This window comes from Leclercia sp. Marseille-Q4284 (assembly GCF_916618945.1).
Lineage (GTDB): Bacteria > Pseudomonadota > Gammaproteobacteria > Enterobacterales > Enterobacteriaceae > Enterobacter > Enterobacter tamurae.
Window position 1 is genome coordinate 1,387,300 of record NZ_CAKAKG010000001.1, and the last position, 15,575, is coordinate 1,402,874.

A 15,575-nucleotide genomic window follows, 5' to 3' on the forward strand; every position below is an offset into this window, starting at 1 on the left:
GTTAGTTGCTTTTATAAATTAGGTGAATGCTATGGATTACCTTATCGATGAGACCGACCGCCGGATCCTGTCCTGTCTGGTGGAGGATGCGCGTATGTCGCTGAAGGTGCTGAGCGGCCGGGTGGGGCTGACATCACCCAGCACCGCAGAGCGGTTGAAAAGGCTGGAAGAGCGGGGTGTGGTTCAGGGGTATGGCGCCCGGGTGAATCTGGCGGCGTTAGGCTATACCCTGCAGGCGCTGGTGCGCGTGCGCCCGCTGCCGGGGTTATTGCATAAGGTGGATAAATATATCCAGGCGATGCCGGAGTGCATTGAAAGCGACAAAGTAACCGGTGAGGACTGTTTTGTTATCAGGCTGGTGGTGCGCTCGATAGAGCAACTGGATACGCTACTGGATGGGCTGGCAGAACATGCCCAGTGCAATACGTCGATTGTGAAGAGTTCACCGGTGACGCGTCGATTGCCACCGTTGTAGGGATTTTGCCGGGAGGCGGCTGCACCTTACCCGGCCTACGATTTGGTTTTGTAGCCCCGGTAAGCGCAGCGCCACCGGGGAGAACAGGTGCGCGGGATCCGAAGAATAGATATTTATTTTGAATTGTTTTTTTAGAGAAGTGATGGTGGTGGGGGAAGGATTCGAACCTTCGAAGTCGATGACGGCAGATTTACAGTCTGCTCCCTTTGGCCGCTCGGGAACCCCACCAGGGGTAATTCAGATTTTGAGGTAAAGCTTGAAGATGGTGGTGGGGGAAGGATTCGAACCTTCGAAGTCGATGACGGCAGATTTACAGTCTGCTCCCTTTGGCCGCTCGGGAACCCCACCACGGGGTAATGCTTTTACTGGCCTGCTTCCTTGTGGGAAGCGGGGCGCATCATATCAAATGACGCGCCCCTGTAAAGACTTCCTTTGCTAAATTGAATCGTTTGCCTGATTTTTACGCATAAAGACGCAAAGCTAATCGATTCATTTTATAAAGGATTAAAGAATAATCGTTCTGTTACCGTAGACAAACACGCGCTGCGCCAGCACCTGATACAGCGCCCGGCTTAAGACATTTTTTTCGACGTCGCGTCCGGCACGCATCATATCTTCCGCCGTGTAGGTGTGATCAACATGAATCACGTCCTGCATGATAATTGGGCCTTCATCCAGATTATCATTCACATAGTGCGCCGTTGCGCCGATGATCTTAACCCCGCGCTCGTACGCCTGGTGATAAGGACGCGCGCCGATAAAGGCTGGCAGGAACGAGTGGTGAATATTGATGATCTTATTCGGGAACCGCGCAACGAAGGATGGCGTCAATACGCGCATGTATTTCGCCAGCACCACGTAATCCGGGTTGTGCGCTTCGATGGCCTGGGCCATTAAATTGTCATGCTCTTCGCGGGTGTGGCCTTCATGGCTCACCAGCTCAAACGGAATATCAAAGCGCTCGACCAGAGTGCGCAGCGTTTCATGATTGCCGATGACCGCGGCGATCTCCACATCCAGACCGCCGTAGTTAGCTTTCATCAGCAGATCGCCCAGGCAGTGCGCCTCTTTGGTGACGAGGATAACTACCCGGCGACGACCGGCTGGCGTCAGCTCGCGCACGGAACCTTCCGGCAGCGCGCCGTCCAGATCGGCCAGCAGCGTCGCGTCGTTGAAAATCCCTTCCAGCTCGGTACGCATAAAGAAGCGGCCGGTACGGTGATCAACAAACTCGTTGTTCTGCACGATGTTCAGTTCATGCTTATAGCAAATGTTGGTAATACGGGCGATCAGCCCTTTCTGGTCGGGACAAATGGTGCGCAGCACTTTGCGTTGTGTTGATTGCATTGCCGGAAAATCCTTTGCGTGTTTGCTGAAACGGTATCGTCAGGCCTTATTGCCCGCAACACTTTTTAAATTTTTTACCTGAACCACAGGGGCAGGGGTCATTACGACCGAACTGCGGACGCGTACCATCAATATAGTACCACCGTCCGCCCTCCTTTAAGAAACGCGAGCGTTCGATGATGGCACCGGCTTTCCCGTGCTCGGTAAAGCGGGCAACAAAACTGACGAACCCCTCGTTCTCGTCTTTGCCTGACGCCGTTTCATACTGGGTCAACCCGGACCATTGCGTATTCGCAAAACCGGATTCGATCTCCTGACGAAAATCAGCAGCATGACATGACGGGTGCCAGGTCTTAACCAGGTAGTCTGCGTCCCGCATCACAAAAGCGGTATAACGGGACCGCATAAGTGAGGCCGGGTCCGGTGCAACCTGTTCACCAGTAAGATATCGCTGGCAACATAGGCTATACTCGTGAGCGCTACCGCAGGGACAGAGTTGAGACACGATTCTCTTCCTGAAACAATAAATGAATAAATGGCGCATAACGCCAGGGTGGCACTATGTTAACCGAGCGGTTGCAATGACGCTATGCCAGGAATCCAGGGGACGTTAAACAGGGCTAATGAGAAAAGTTAAAATCGGACTGGCGTTGGGCTCGGGAGCAGCCCGGGGCTGGTCGCATATTGGTGTGATCAATGCCTTACAACGTTTAGGTATCGAAATAGATATCGTCGCAGGCTGTTCAATAGGTTCTCTGGTGGGGGCCGCCTATTCGTGTGGCAAACTTCCCGAGCTGGAAACCTGGGTACGTTCTTTTAGCTACTGGGACGTCCTGCGCCTGATGGATCTCTCCTGGCAACGTGGCGGGTTGTTACGCGGTGAGCGCGTCTTCAACCGTTTTCGCCAGGTAATGCCTCTGACCGAATTCTCCAGTTGCCAGATGCCTTTCGGTGCGGTCGCGACTAACCTCAGCACCGGCCGGGAAATCTGGTTCACCGAAGGCGATATCCATCTTGCCGTACGTGCCTCCTGCAGTATGCCGGGCCTGATGGCGCCAGTTCCGCATAACGGCTACTGGCTGGTGGACGGCGGTGTTGTCAATCCTGTGCCCATTTCTCTGACTCGCGCGATGGGGGCCGATATCGTGATTGCGGTCGATCTCCAGCATGATGCGCATCTGATGCAGCAGGACCTCATGCCGGTGAATACCCAAACGGATGACGGCGCACTTGACGATCTCGCCTGGCATGAAAAGTTGCGCGGACGTCTGAGTCGTGTGGCGACGCGTAAACGGGTCGCTGCGCCGACCGCTATGGAAATTATGACCACCTCGATTCAGGTGCTGGAAAATCGCCTGAAACGCAATCGAATGGCGGGTGACCCGCCGGATATATTGATTCAACCTTTTTGTCCACAAATCTCAACGCTCGATTTCCATCGCGCAGAGGCGGCAATCACCGCTGGCGCGCAGGCCGTCGAAAAGAAAATGGATGAATTATTACCTTTGGTGCGGGCTTCTGCCTGAGCACGCTTTTTTTGATTACTTCAGCAAAATCTGACAGGCGATAGTACCGATAGCATGCCACTATTGATCTATTGTCAGCGCCGGGAGAGACCATGACACAGCCATTAGCCGGGAAACAAATTCTGATAGTTGAAGACGAGCCTGTTTTCCGCTCACTACTGGATTCGTGGCTTTCATCACTGGGAGCAACAACAGCACTCGCAGGGGATGGTGTCGACGCCCTTGAAAAAATGGCGGGACTAAAGCCCGATCTGATGATTTGTGATATCGCCATGCCGCGGATGAACGGTCTGAAGCTGGTGGAGCATTTACGTAACGCAGGGGATCAGATCCCTATCCTCGTCATTTCTGCGACCGAGAATATGGCTGATATCGCGAAAGCGTTGCGTCTGGGCGTGCAGGATGTCCTGCTCAAGCCGGTGAAAGATCTTAATCGCCTGCGTGAAACCGTCCTCGCATGCCTCTATCCCAATATGTTTAATTCGCGGGTAGAAGAGGAAGAGCGACTTTTTCAGGACTGGGATGCGCTGGTTAATAACCCTACTGCGGCGGCAAAGCTTTTACAGGAACTGCAGCCGCCAGTGCAACAGAACATCTCCGGATGCAAAGTGAATTACCGTCAGTTGATGGCTGCCGATCAACATGGCCTGGTGCTGGATATCGCTCCGTTATCCGATAACGATCTGGCGTTTTATTGTCTGGACGTTACCCGGGCGGGGGATAATGGCGTGCTGGCGGCGTTATTATTACGCGCCCTGTTCAATGGTTTACTTCAGGAACAACTCTCGCATCAGGGACAACGGTTGCCAGAGTTAGGGAGTTTACTTAAACAGGTAAATCAGCTGCTGCGTCAGGCAAGTTTGCCCGGGCAATTCCCGTTACTGGTTGGTTATTACCACAGCGGCCTGAAAAATTTGATTCTGGTCTCGGCCGGACTTAATGCCACGCTTAATACTGGCGAACATCATATTCAGGTCAGCAACGGTGTTCCGTTAGGAACGTTAGGCAACACCTATCTTAATCAAATAAGCCACCGCTGTACTTCATGGCAATGCCAAATTTGGGGTACGGGAGGACGGTTGCGCTTAATGTTGTCCACGGAATAATCAGTTGGAATTTAAACGGTAGATAGCTTTACCGTCGTTTCACCGGCAATGCTACTATCGGGACAAGTTTTCATTCGTATTTATCCTAATTAAGCGGTAGCGCGTCCTTTTCAGACCCGGACCTCATCCTCTGGCTGATATACTGAACGCGTTATTAATGCAGACTAAAGTTCAAAACATGAACAGTTCAGGAGAGTTTCAATGGCTGCCGTAAATTCGAAAGTGACAAAGGCCGTTATCCCGGTTGCCGGGTTGGGAACCAGGATGCTGCCAGCAACGAAGGCAATTCCAAAAGAGATGCTGCCACTCGTTGATAAGCCATTAATCCAGTATGTGGTCAACGAATGTATTGCCGCCGGCATTACTGAAATTGTGCTGGTAACACATTCATCCAAAAACTCTATCGAAAACCATTTCGATACCAGTTTTGAACTTGAAGCCATGCTGGAAAAACGCGTTAAGCGTCAGCTTTTACAGGAAGTGCAATCTATTTGCCCGCCGCACGTGACTATTATGCAGGTCCGTCAGGGTCTGGCAAAAGGTCTGGGTCATGCAGTGCTGTGTGCTCATCCGGTTGTGGGTAACGAGCCAGTGGCGGTTATTTTGCCGGACGTTATTCTCGACGAGTTTGAATCCGATCTGTCTCAGGATAACCTGGCAGAAATGATTAAACGTTTCGACGAAACGGGCAGCAGCCAGATCATGGTTGAACCGGTTGAAGACGTGACCGCTTACGGTGTTGTCGACTGCAAAGGCGTTGAAATGAACCCGGGCGACAGCGTGCCAATGGTGGGCGTGGTTGAGAAGCCAAAAGCCGACGTAGCGCCGTCTAATCTGGCTGTGGTAGGGCGTTATGTCCTGAGTGCAGAGATTTGGCCGCTGCTGGCGAAAACGCCTCCAGGCGCCGGGGATGAAATCCAGCTGACCGATGGCATCGACATGCTGATCGAGAAAGAGACCGTTGAAGCCTACCATATGAAAGGTAAGAGCCACGACTGCGGTAATAAACTCGGTTACATGCAGGCCTTCGTTGAATATGGTGTTCGCCACCAGACCCTGGGTGAAGAATTTAAAGGCTGGCTGAAAGAGACGCTGGGCATTAAAAACTAACCAGACGCTAATGCGTTAAGCAAAAACCGGTGACAGCATGGCTATCACCGGTTTTTTTATGCGTCTTTTCAGCCTGGCTGCTCGGGAGCAGGTGAATAGCATCGCCTGAGTTATATATGACAGTATGTAACGGAATGTCACGCGGTATAAAATACAGGCATAAAAAATCCCGCATTAAGCGGGATTTTTCTGATAACTCTCTGACTTATTCCTTAATCAGGAAGTCGTCCAGTTGTTTGCCTTCTTCTTCCATCGCTTTCTTGATAACAGCTGGAGTACGACCCTGGCCGGTCCAGGTTTTAGATTCGCCGTTCTCATCGATGTAGCTATATTTAGCTGGACGCGCAGCGCGTTTAGCTTTGGTGCCTGTTTTAGCAGCAGCCATGCTGTTCAGCAATTCGTTTGGATCAATACCATCAGCGATCAGCATTTCACGATATTGCTGCAGTTTACGCGTACGTTCTTCGATTTCAGCAGCCGCGGCATTTTCTTCTTCACGGCGCTCGTTTACAACGACTTCTAATTTCTCCAGCATTTCTTCAAGCGTTTCCAGAGTACATTCTCTCGCCTGGGCACGAAGAGTACGGATGTTGTTCAGAATTTTAAGTGCTTCGCTCATTGTAGTAATCTCAAACTTATAATGTGGGGGGTTTGTTGAAGTAATAATAGAGGCATAAATTGATATATGCAATAGGTCAGAATGTAAGGAATTCAAAAAACGCCTAATATTTGGCATTATTATTAATAACGCTAACTTAAATTTCCGTGGCCAAAAGAGGGGAGTGTTATCAAAAGATGCGTTGTAAACCTGACGGGGAACGCATCTTTTGAGAGTAATTTTCTTCGGGATTATTGTTACTGCGGATAAATATCAACCTTTTGTATTAGTGCCGAAAACAGGGTTGCCCGCTGAAACTGTTAATTATTCCGGCTTCAATTCTGACCCCGTAACGACATTAAAATAACAGATTTTTCCTGAACTTACCGTTTTTAAAACCGTACTGTAATTCATGTTTTTACCGGCCTTTATCACCGTCTGGTGTATATCCCTTCAGCGGTTAAAATGTTCCGCACCGCCTGCAAAGCGCGCTGCAGCACGGAAGACCAGACAAAATATGGTACAATCGCGCATCGGTAATAATACACATTGATTAGGGTTTAACGGCCAATGGCACAACTGTATTTCTACTATTCAGCAATGAACGCAGGTAAGTCGACCGCATTACTGCAATCCTCCTACAATTACCAGGAGCGCGGAATGCAGACCCTCGTTTACACCGCAGAGATCGATGACCGTTTTGGTAGCGGAAAGGTTAGCTCGCGAATTGGTCTCTCGTCGCCGGCAAAGCTATATAACCCGCAAACCAATCTGCTGGACGAGATCCGCGCAGAGGTTGCCAGTCAGGCTATACATTGTGTGCTGGTGGATGAGAGCCAGTTTTTAACCCGCCAGCAGGTGCATGAGTTGTCCGAGGTGGTCGACGAGCTGGATATTCCGGTGCTCTGTTATGGCCTGCGTACTGATTTCCGCGGTGAACTGTTTATTGGCAGCCAGTATTTACTGGCCTGGTCGGATAAACTGGTTGAATTGAAAACTATCTGTTTCTGCGGCCGTAAAGCGAGTATGGTGCTGCGCCTGGATCAGGCGGGCACACCCTATGCGGAAGGTGAACAGGTGGTGATTGGCGGCAATGAACGCTATGTCTCAGTCTGCCGTAAGCATTATAAAGAGGCGCTGGTTGTGGGCTCTCTGACGGCCATTCAGGAAGCCTGTCGTCGTTAACGACGCTATTTCATATCCTCTCTCTGTTCACTCTGTATAACAAACATAAAAAAACCCGCCGGAGCGGGTTTTTTATTAAGCAGTTAATTAAGCGCTTTTCTTCGCTTTCTTATCAGCTTTCACCGGCACTTCTACAACAGGTGCTGCGGGTGCAGATACGCCTTCGGAGTATTCACGACCGTAGTAGGTATCCAGCAGGATCTGTTTCAGCTCTGCGATCAGCGGGTAGCGCGGGTTCGCACCAGTACACTGGTCATCAAAGGCATCTTCAGACAGCTTGTCTACGTGCGCCAGGAAGTCAGCTTCCTGAACACCAGCTTCGCGAATAGACTTCGGAATACCCAGTTCAGCTTTAATGCTGTCCAGCCATGCCAACAGTTTCTCAATCTTCGCAGCAGTGCGATCGCCAGGTGCGCTCAGGCCCAGGTGGTCAGCAATTTCTGCGTAGCGACGACGCGCCTGCGGACGGTCATACTGGCTGAAAGCAGTCTGTTTGGTTGGGTTATCGTTCGCGTTGTAACGGATAACGTTGCCAATCAGCAGGGCGTTTGCCAGGCCGTGAGGAATGTGGAACTGGGAGCCCAGTTTGTGCGCCATGGAGTGACACACACCCAGGAAGGCGTTAGCAAACGCGATACCTGCGATGGTGGCAGCACTGTGAACGCGCTCACGAGCAACCGGGTTCTTAGAACCTTCGTTGTAAGAGGCTGGCAGGTTCTCTTTCAGCAGTTTCAGCGCCTGCAGAGCCTGACCGTCAGAGAACTCAGACGCCAGCACGGAAACATAAGCTTCCAGGGCGTGAGTTACCGCATCCAGACCACCGAACGCACAGAGTGATTTCGGCATATCCATCACCAGGTTGGCATCAACAACTGCCATGTCCGGAGTCAGGGCATAGTCTGCCAGCGGGTATTTCTGGCCGGTAGCGTCGTCGGTTACAACGGCAAACGGCGTGACTTCAGAACCGGTACCAGACGTGGTGGTGATCGCAACCATTTTTGCTTTCACACCCATTTTCGGGAACTTGTAGATACGTTTACGGATATCCATAAAGCGCAGCGCCAGTTCTTCGAAGTGCGTTTCCGGATGCTCGTACATTACCCACATGATTTTGGCTGCATCCATTGGGGAGCCGCCGCCCAGGGCGATAATCACGTCTGGTTTGAAGGAGTTCGCCAGCTCTGCGCCTTTACGAACAACGGACAGGGTTGGGTCAGCTTCAACTTCGAAGAACACGTCCACTTCTACGCCAGCTGCTTTCAGCACAGAGGTGATCTGGTCTGCATAGCCATTGTTGAAGAGGAAACGGTCAGTCACGATGAGCGCACGTTTGTGGCCATCAGTAATCACTTCATCCAGCGCGATTGGCAGGGAGCCACGGCGGAAGTAGATAGATTTCGGAAGTTTATGCCACAACATGTTTTCAGCTCGCTTAGCAACGGTTTTCTTGTTGATCAGGTGCTTAGGACCAACGTTCTCAGAGATGGAGTTACCACCCCATGAACCACAACCCAGAGTCAGGGAAGGCGCGAGCTTAAAGTTATACAGGTCACCGATACCACCCTGAGAAGCAGGGGTGTTAATCAGGATACGTGCAGTTTTCATCATCTGACCGAAGTGCGCGACACGCTCCGGCTGGTTGTCCTGGTCGGTGTACAGGCATGAGGTATGACCGATACCGCCCATGGCTACCAGTTTCTCTGCTTTGATGACCGCGTCGTCGAAATCTTTCGCACGGTACATGGCCAGCGTAGGAGAGAGTTTCTCGTGAGCAAACGGCTCGCTTTCATCAACGTCGGTCACTTCACCAATCAGGATCTTGGTGGAAGCCGGAACGGTGAAGCCTGCCAGTTCAGCGATTTTATACGCTGGCTGACCTACGATGGCTGCGTTCAGTGCGCCATTTTTCAGGATGATGTCCTGAACAGCTTTCAGTTCCTGGCCCTGCAGCAGGTAGCCGCCGTGGCTGGCGAAACGTTCGCGAACGGCGTCGTATACGGAGTCAACAACAACGACAGACTGCTCGGAAGCACAGATAACGCCGTTATCGAAGGTTTTAGACATCAGTACCGATGCAACAGCACGTTTGATATCGGCAGTTTCGTCGATAACAACCGGGGTGTTACCTGCACCTACGCCGATAGCCGGTTTACCGGAGCTATAAGCGGCTTTAACCATGCCTGGACCACCGGTCGCAAGGATCAGGTTAATGTCAGGGTGGTGCATCAGGGCGTTAGACAGCTCCACAGAAGGTTGATCGATCCAGCCGATCAGGTCTTTCGGTGCACCTGCAGCGATCGCCGCTTGCAGAACGATATCGGCCGCTTTGTTGGTCGCATCTTTAGCACGTGGATGTGGAGAGAAAATGATTGCGTTACGCGTCTTCAGGCTGATGAGCGATTTGAAGATAGCAGTAGATGTTGGGTTAGTAGTAGGAACGATACCGCAGATGATGCCGATAGGCTCTGCAATGGTGATGGTACCGAATGTGTCATCTTCAGACAGGACGCCGCAAGTCTTCTCGTCTTTATAGGCGTTGTAGATATACTCAGAAGCAAAGTGGTTTTTGATCACTTTATCTTCAATGATACCCATACCAGATTCGGCAACGGCCAGTTTAGCGAGAGGGATTCGAGCATCTGCAGCAGCCAGAGCGGCGGCACGGAAGATTTTATCAACCTGCTCTTGAGTGAAATTGGCATATTCACGCTGGGCTTTTTTTACGCGCTCTACAAGTGCGTTAAGCTCTGCGACATTAGTAACAGCCATAATGCTCTCCTGATAATGTTAAACTCTTTTAGTAAATCAGTTGCTCGACACGAAAGTATAGTCAGCGTCATTGCCACTTGCTTAACTTACATAAAAACAAGGTGTTAACGTTTTTATCGTTCCCCTGATTTACTAAAAGAGCCTCCCATCAGTAGCCTACGTTCAGATACTGAATCTCCGTGGTGGCGTAATCAAGATTACTCACTTCTGAGTACGGAAAACATGATCTGTATCAATTTATCCATAAGCTGATACCTTTCAGCAGGGGTATTTTGGGGCATTGCCAACGATGTTAAATAATTGCAAAAGCAATTGAACCACAGGTATGCATTTAGTACACAAATATTTTACAGCGTCAAACCACTATAATTCACAATATTGTGATGAAGTACATGCGTAAAAAGCGTATCTTCTGCGCGGTTATTGGCGTTGCCATTCTTTATTTTCAGTCTTGCTTATCAGCGGAGCTAACAGTGAGCCTATCGCTCTTTGATTTTCCAACTTATTTCAAGTTTTTTATCGGTCTGTTCGCGCTGGTCAACCCGGTGGGCATTATTCCCGTCTTCATTAGTATGACCAGCTATCAGACCGCGCTTGCCAGGAATAAGACCAACCTGACGGCGAACCTGTCGGTCGCTATTATCCTGCTGACCTCTCTCTATCTTGGCGACTCTATATTGCAGATTTTTGGCATCTCTATTGATTCATTCCGGATTGCCGGCGGGATCCTGGTGGTAACCATCGCGATGTCGATGATTAGCGGCAAGCTGGGCGAGGATAAACAAAACAAGCAAGAAAAGTCAGAGACCGCTATCCGGGAAAGTATCGGCGTGGTGCCGCTGGCGCTGCCATTAATGGCGGGTCCGGGGGCGATCAGTTCCACCATCGTCTGGGGAACGCGCTACCACAGCCTGATGCATCTGATTGGCTTCTCGATCGCCATTGCGCTGTTTGCATTCTGCTGTTGGGGTGTGTTCCGCATTGCGCCCTGGTTGGTACGACTCCTTGGCCAGACCGGCATTAACGTTATCACCCGTATTATGGGTCTGCTGCTGATGGCTCTGGGGATTGAATTTATTGTTACCGGGCTGAAATCAATATTCCCGGGCTTGTTGAGTTAACCATTTCAAATGAAAGAGCGGCGCCAGTGGCGCCGTTTTTTTTGTCATTATCAGCAAATCATATAATGAAAGTTGAAAATCGCTTTAACTATAATAAATTTTACTAATAATTTTGTTTTGTTAACTATCAACCACTTGTCTCCCACCCCGACACAGCACTGGTCACATTCCGCGCAATAAGACTGTTATTTTACTCACACGATACTCTGGGGCTTGCTGCGGGATAACTGAGATGATATTAGTAATTTGATGAATGAATTAGATGAATGTGCTAAATAATAGACAGTTGTTAATTTTTTGTACAAACAACGCCTCGTCTCCAGCACTGCGACGCCATCGTCGAGCACACTTTCTACATCCCATTGAAAAGCGAAGATTTTATCCGCTTTTGATGCGCGGCAGGGTAGCTCACAACATAACGGTAAGTTCCGTAAAAGAGAATTGGTTAACAAATTTGCAAAATGTATTGGCACCCGGGAAAGCCATTTGGTACTTTCCGGCCTTATATTTTCCGCAGAAATCTTTTAGATGAGAATCTTTTTCATTAACGATTCTGATCTAAAAGAATTAAGACGGGCCTCGACAGGGGAGGCCTGTTAAGAATCGACGCAAGGCGGCCAGACGAGCCGTTAGTAATAGTAAAGTCGGTGATAGCGAGAAGTAAAAAACGCCTGACAGCAGCATAAACTCCTACGTTGTCAGGGAACCCCAAAAAAGGGGAATTAAACAGGCTGGTAAAAAACCAGTAATTATAAAGAGTGGAGTACCAACACAATGTCCATCATCACAAAAAAAAGTCTGGTCGCGGCGGGGATTTTAACTGCGCTAATCGCGGGCAACGTTGCAATGGCTGCTGACGTACCTGCTGGGGTTCAGCTGGCGGAGAAGCAAACGCTGGTGCGTAACAACGGTGCTGAGGTTCAGTCTCTGGATCCGCACAAAATTGAAGGTGTACCGGAGTCTAACGTTAACCGCGACCTGTTCGAAGGTCTGCTGGTCACCGACGTAGACGGCCACCCGGTTGCCGGGGTTGCTGAAAAATGGGAAAACAAAGACTTTAAAGTCTGGACCTTCCACCTGCGTAAAGACGCAAAATGGTCTGATGGTTCCCCGGTTACCGCACAAGATTTCGTTTATAGCTGGCAGCGCCTGGCGGATCCAAATACCGCCTCTCCGTATGCGAGCTATCTGCAGTATGGCCATATCGCCAATATCGATGACATCATCACCGCCAAAAAACCGATTACCGACCTCGGCGTAAAAGCCATTGATGACCACACCTTCGAAGTAACCCTGAGCGAGCCAGTCCCGTATTTCTACAAGCTGCTGGTGCACCCGTCCGTTTCCCCTGTTCCAAAAGCAGCGGTTGAAAAATTCGGCGAGAAGTGGACCCAGCCTGCCAATATCGTTACCAACGGCGCCTACAAGCTGAAAGCCTGGGTGGTTAACGAACGTATCGACCTCGAGCGTAATACCAACTACTGGGATAACGCGAAAACCGTTATCAACCAGGTTACCTACCTGCCAATCGCTTCTGAAGTGACAGACGTTAACCGCTACCGCAGCGGCGAAATCGACATGACCTATAACAACATGCCGATCGAACTGTTCCAGAAGCTGAAAAAAGAGATCCCGGCTGAAGTTCACGTTGACCCGTATCTGTGTACTTATTATTACGAAATCAACAACCAGAAAGCGCCATTCACCGACGTTCGCGTGCGTACCGCGCTGAAGCTGGCACTGGATCGCGATATCATCGTCAATAAAGTGAAAAACCAGGGCGACCTGCCGGCTTACAGCTACACCCCGCCGTACACCGATGGCGCGAAGCTGACCGAGCCAGAATGGTTCAAAATGACCCAGGAACAGCGTAATGCTGAAGCGAAGAAACTGCTGGTCGAAGCCGGATATACCGCTGACAAGCCGCTGACCTTCAGCCTGCTGTACAACACCTCCGATCTGCATAAAAAACTGGCTATCGCCGTCTCCTCCATCTGGAAGAAAAACCTGGGTGCGAACGTGAAGCTGGAAAACCAGGAGTGGAAAACCTTCCTGGACAGCCGCCATCAGGGCACCTTTGATGTAGCGCGTGCAGGCTGGTGTGCGGACTATAACGAACCAACTTCCTTCCTGAACACCATGCTGAGCGACAGCTCGAACAACACCGCGCACTATAAGAGCGCAGAGTTCGATAAGCTGATCGGCGATACCCTGAAAGTCACTGACGAAGCGCAGCGCGCTGAGCTGTATTCGAAAGCAGAACAGCAGCTCGATAAAGACTCTGCGATCGTGCCGGTTTACTACTACGTGAACGCCCGTCTGGTGAAACCGTGGGTAGGTGGTTATACCGGTAAAGACCCGATGGATAATATCTACGTTAAAAACTTGTATATCATCAAGCATTAATGGCAATGAGTGGGGCGGGCAGTGCTCGCCCCACGGTGTCTACTCATCGTAATATTATATAGGCACACGCCAGAAGGTACGGGCAATGTTGAAATTTATCCTACGTCGCTGTCTTGAAGCGATTCCAACGCTATTTATTCTCATAACGATCTCCTTCTTTATGATGCGTCTCGCACCGGGTAGTCCATTTACCGGTGAACGTACGCTGCCGCCAGAAGTGATGGCGAATATCGAAGCGAAATACCATTTAAACGATCCGATCTCCACCCAGTATTTCAATTATCTGAAGCAGCTGGCGCACGGCGATTTTGGGCCGTCATTCAAATATAAAGACTATTCCGTAAACGATCTGGTGGCGTCCAGCTTCCCCGTTTCGGCTAAATTAGGTGCCGCGGCATTTTTACTGGCCGTGATTCTTGGCGTGACGGCGGGTGTAATCGCCGCGCTGAATCAAAATACCAAATGGGATTACGCCGTTATGGGGGTGGCAATGACCGGGGTCGTCATACCGAGTTTTGTCGTCGCGCCCTTACTGGTCATGATATTTGCTATTACCCTGAAGTGGTTGCCCGGCGGGGGCTGGAATGGTGGGGCGCTGCAGTACATGATCCTGCCGATGGTGGCGCTGTCACTGGCCTATATTGCCAGCATTGCGCGTATCACCCGTGGTTCGATGATTGAAATTTTGCACTCAAACTTCATTCGTACCGCGCGCGCCAAAGGGCTGCCGATGCGTCGGATTATTTTCCGTCACGCATTAAAACCTGCGTTATTGCCGGTTCTCTCTTATTTAGGCCCGGCGTTCGTCGGTATCATTACCGGTTCAATGGTTATCGAAACCATTTATGGTCTGCCGGGTATCGGCCAGCTGTTTGTTAACGGCGCCCTGAACCGCGACTACTCCCTGGTATTGAGTCTGACCATCCTCGTCGGTGCGCTGACCATTTTCTTTAACGCGATTGTTGATGTGCTGTATGCCGTCATCGATCCGAAAATCCGCTACTGACACTGGAGCTCGCCATGATGTTAAGTAAGAAAAATAGCGAGGCGCTGGAAAACTTCAGTGAAAAACTGGAAGTCGAAGGACGCAGTCTCTGGCAGGATGCCCGCCGTCGCTTTATGCACAACCGCGCGGCGGTTGCCAGCCTGATTGTGCTGGTGATGATCGCCCTGTTTGTGACCTTAGCGCCGATGCTGTCGCAGTTCAGCTACTTCGATACTGACTGGGGCATGATGTCCAGCGCTCCGGATAGCGAATCGGGCCACTACTTTGGTACCGACTCCTCCGGGCGTGACCTGCTGGTGCGTGTCGCCATCGGCGGGCGAATCTCGTTGATGGTGGGGATCGCCGCAGCCTTCGTGGCGGTGATTCTGGGCACCCTGTACGGATCGCTCTCCGGCTATCTCGGCGGTAAAGTGGATTCGGTGATGATGCGTATCCTTGAGATCCTCAACTCCTTCCCGTTCATGTTCTTCGTGATCCTGCTGGTGACCTTCTTCGGCCAGAACATCCTGTTGATCTTTGTCGCTATCGGCATGGTCTCCTGGCTGGATATGGCGCGTATCGTGCGCGGCCAGACCCTGAGCCTGAAGCGCAAAGAGTTCATCGAAGCGGCGCAGGTCGGTGGGGTCTCTACCGGCAATATCGTGGTCCGTCATATCGTGCCGAACGTGCTGGGTGTGGTAGTGGTGTACGCCTCCCTGCTGGTGCCGAGCATGATCCTGTTCGAATCCTTCCTCAGCTTCCTCGGCCTGGGTACCCAGGAGCCGTTGAGCAGCTGGGGTGCGCTGTTGAGTGATGGCGCGAACTCGATGGAAGTTTCACCGTGGCTGCTGCTGTTCCCGGCAGGGTTCCTGGTCGTGACACTGTTTTGTTTCAACTTTATCGGCGATGGCCTGCGTGATGCCCTCGACCCGAAAGACCGTTAAGGA

At 50.9% G+C, this 15,575-nt stretch carries 13 protein-coding genes and 2 tRNA genes; 9 read left to right on the forward strand and 6 right to left on the reverse strand.

Annotation, left to right across the window (positions count from 1 at the left end; all coding sequences use genetic code 11):
- The first annotated feature begins 31 nt into the window (after window positions 1-31).
- A complete protein-coding gene (locus LG383_RS06435; RefSeq protein WP_106993193.1) occupies window positions 32-475 on the forward strand; it encodes an Lrp/AsnC family transcriptional regulator in 444 nt (147 codons plus the stop codon).
- Between the two features lie 143 nt (window positions 476-618).
- Here the strand turns inward: LG383_RS06435 and LG383_RS06440 are convergent.
- The 4 genes from LG383_RS06440 to LG383_RS06455 form a co-directional block, all read right to left on the reverse strand.
- A tRNA-Tyr gene (locus LG383_RS06440) sits at window positions 619-703 on the reverse strand.
- A 35-nt stretch (window positions 704-738) separates the two neighbouring features.
- Window positions 739-823: transfer RNA gene (locus tag LG383_RS06445), tRNA-Tyr, on the reverse strand.
- A 156-nt stretch (window positions 824-979) separates the two neighbouring features.
- Entirely contained in the window at window positions 980-1,822 is an 843-nt protein-coding gene (gene purU, locus LG383_RS06450) for a formyltetrahydrofolate deformylase (protein WP_032611289.1), read from the reverse strand.
- 46 nt (window positions 1,823-1,868) lie between these two features.
- Window positions 1,869-2,327: a YchJ family protein gene (locus tag LG383_RS06455; protein WP_166182708.1), complete on the reverse strand. Its 459-nt coding sequence runs from the start codon at window positions 2,325-2,327 to the stop codon at window positions 1,869-1,871.
- Window positions 2,328-2,445: 118 nt separating this feature from the next.
- Between LG383_RS06455 and rssA the strand changes: the two genes are divergently transcribed.
- From rssA to galU, 3 genes are all read left to right on the forward strand, one after another.
- Window positions 2,446-3,348 carry a patatin-like phospholipase RssA gene (rssA, locus tag LG383_RS06460; RefSeq protein WP_166182707.1) on the forward strand — a complete coding sequence of 301 codons (903 nt, stop codon included), beginning with the start codon at window positions 2,446-2,448 and terminating at the stop codon, window positions 3,346-3,348.
- Between the two features lie 92 nt (window positions 3,349-3,440).
- Complete coding sequence (gene rssB, locus LG383_RS06465; protein WP_106993189.1) at window positions 3,441-4,454, forward strand: two-component system response regulator RssB; 1,014 nt, start codon at window positions 3,441-3,443, stop codon at window positions 4,452-4,454.
- 201 nt (window positions 4,455-4,655) lie between these two features.
- Window positions 4,656-5,564 carry a UTP--glucose-1-phosphate uridylyltransferase GalU gene (gene galU, locus LG383_RS06470; protein ID WP_106993188.1) on the forward strand — a complete coding sequence of 303 codons (909 nt, stop codon included), beginning with the start codon at window positions 4,656-4,658 and terminating at the stop codon, window positions 5,562-5,564.
- 205 nt (window positions 5,565-5,769) lie between these two features.
- On the opposite strand, the gene hns is transcribed toward galU, so the two are convergent.
- Window positions 5,770-6,183, reverse strand: a complete 414-nt coding sequence (gene hns / locus LG383_RS06475; RefSeq protein WP_106993187.1) for a histone-like nucleoid-structuring protein H-NS — start codon at window positions 6,181-6,183, stop codon at window positions 5,770-5,772.
- A gap of 549 nt (window positions 6,184-6,732) precedes the next feature.
- Between hns and tdk the strand changes: the two genes are divergently transcribed.
- Window positions 6,733-7,347: a thymidine kinase gene (gene tdk / locus LG383_RS06480; protein WP_225758603.1), complete on the forward strand. Its 615-nt coding sequence runs from the start codon at window positions 6,733-6,735 to the stop codon at window positions 7,345-7,347.
- Window positions 7,348-7,434: 87 nt separating this feature from the next.
- Here the strand turns inward: tdk and adhE are convergent, their stop codons facing one another.
- Window positions 7,435-10,116 carry a bifunctional acetaldehyde-CoA/alcohol dehydrogenase gene (gene adhE / locus LG383_RS06485; protein ID WP_225758604.1) on the reverse strand — a complete coding sequence of 894 codons (2,682 nt, stop codon included), beginning with the start codon at window positions 10,114-10,116 and terminating at the stop codon, window positions 7,435-7,437.
- A gap of 473 nt (window positions 10,117-10,589) precedes the next feature.
- Here adhE and LG383_RS06490 point away from each other — a divergent pair, with 473 nt between their 5' ends.
- The 4 genes from LG383_RS06490 (at window position 10,590) to oppC (ending at window position 15,572) form a co-directional block, all read left to right on the forward strand.
- Window positions 10,590-11,237: a YchE family NAAT transporter gene (locus LG383_RS06490; RefSeq protein ID WP_166185316.1), complete on the forward strand. Its 648-nt coding sequence runs from the start codon at window positions 10,590-10,592 to the stop codon at window positions 11,235-11,237.
- Between the two features lie 774 nt (window positions 11,238-12,011).
- A complete protein-coding gene (oppA, locus tag LG383_RS06495) occupies window positions 12,012-13,643 on the forward strand; it encodes an oligopeptide ABC transporter substrate-binding protein OppA (protein ID WP_225758605.1) in 1,632 nt (543 codons plus the stop codon).
- A gap of 85 nt (window positions 13,644-13,728) precedes the next feature.
- A complete protein-coding gene (gene oppB, locus LG383_RS06500) occupies window positions 13,729-14,649 on the forward strand; it encodes an oligopeptide ABC transporter permease OppB (protein WP_106993181.1) in 921 nt (306 codons plus the stop codon).
- Between the two features lie 14 nt (window positions 14,650-14,663).
- Complete coding sequence (oppC, locus tag LG383_RS06505; protein WP_106993180.1) at window positions 14,664-15,572, forward strand: oligopeptide ABC transporter permease OppC; 909 nt, start codon at window positions 14,664-14,666, stop codon at window positions 15,570-15,572.
- Window positions 15,573-15,575: the final 3 nt, after the last annotated feature.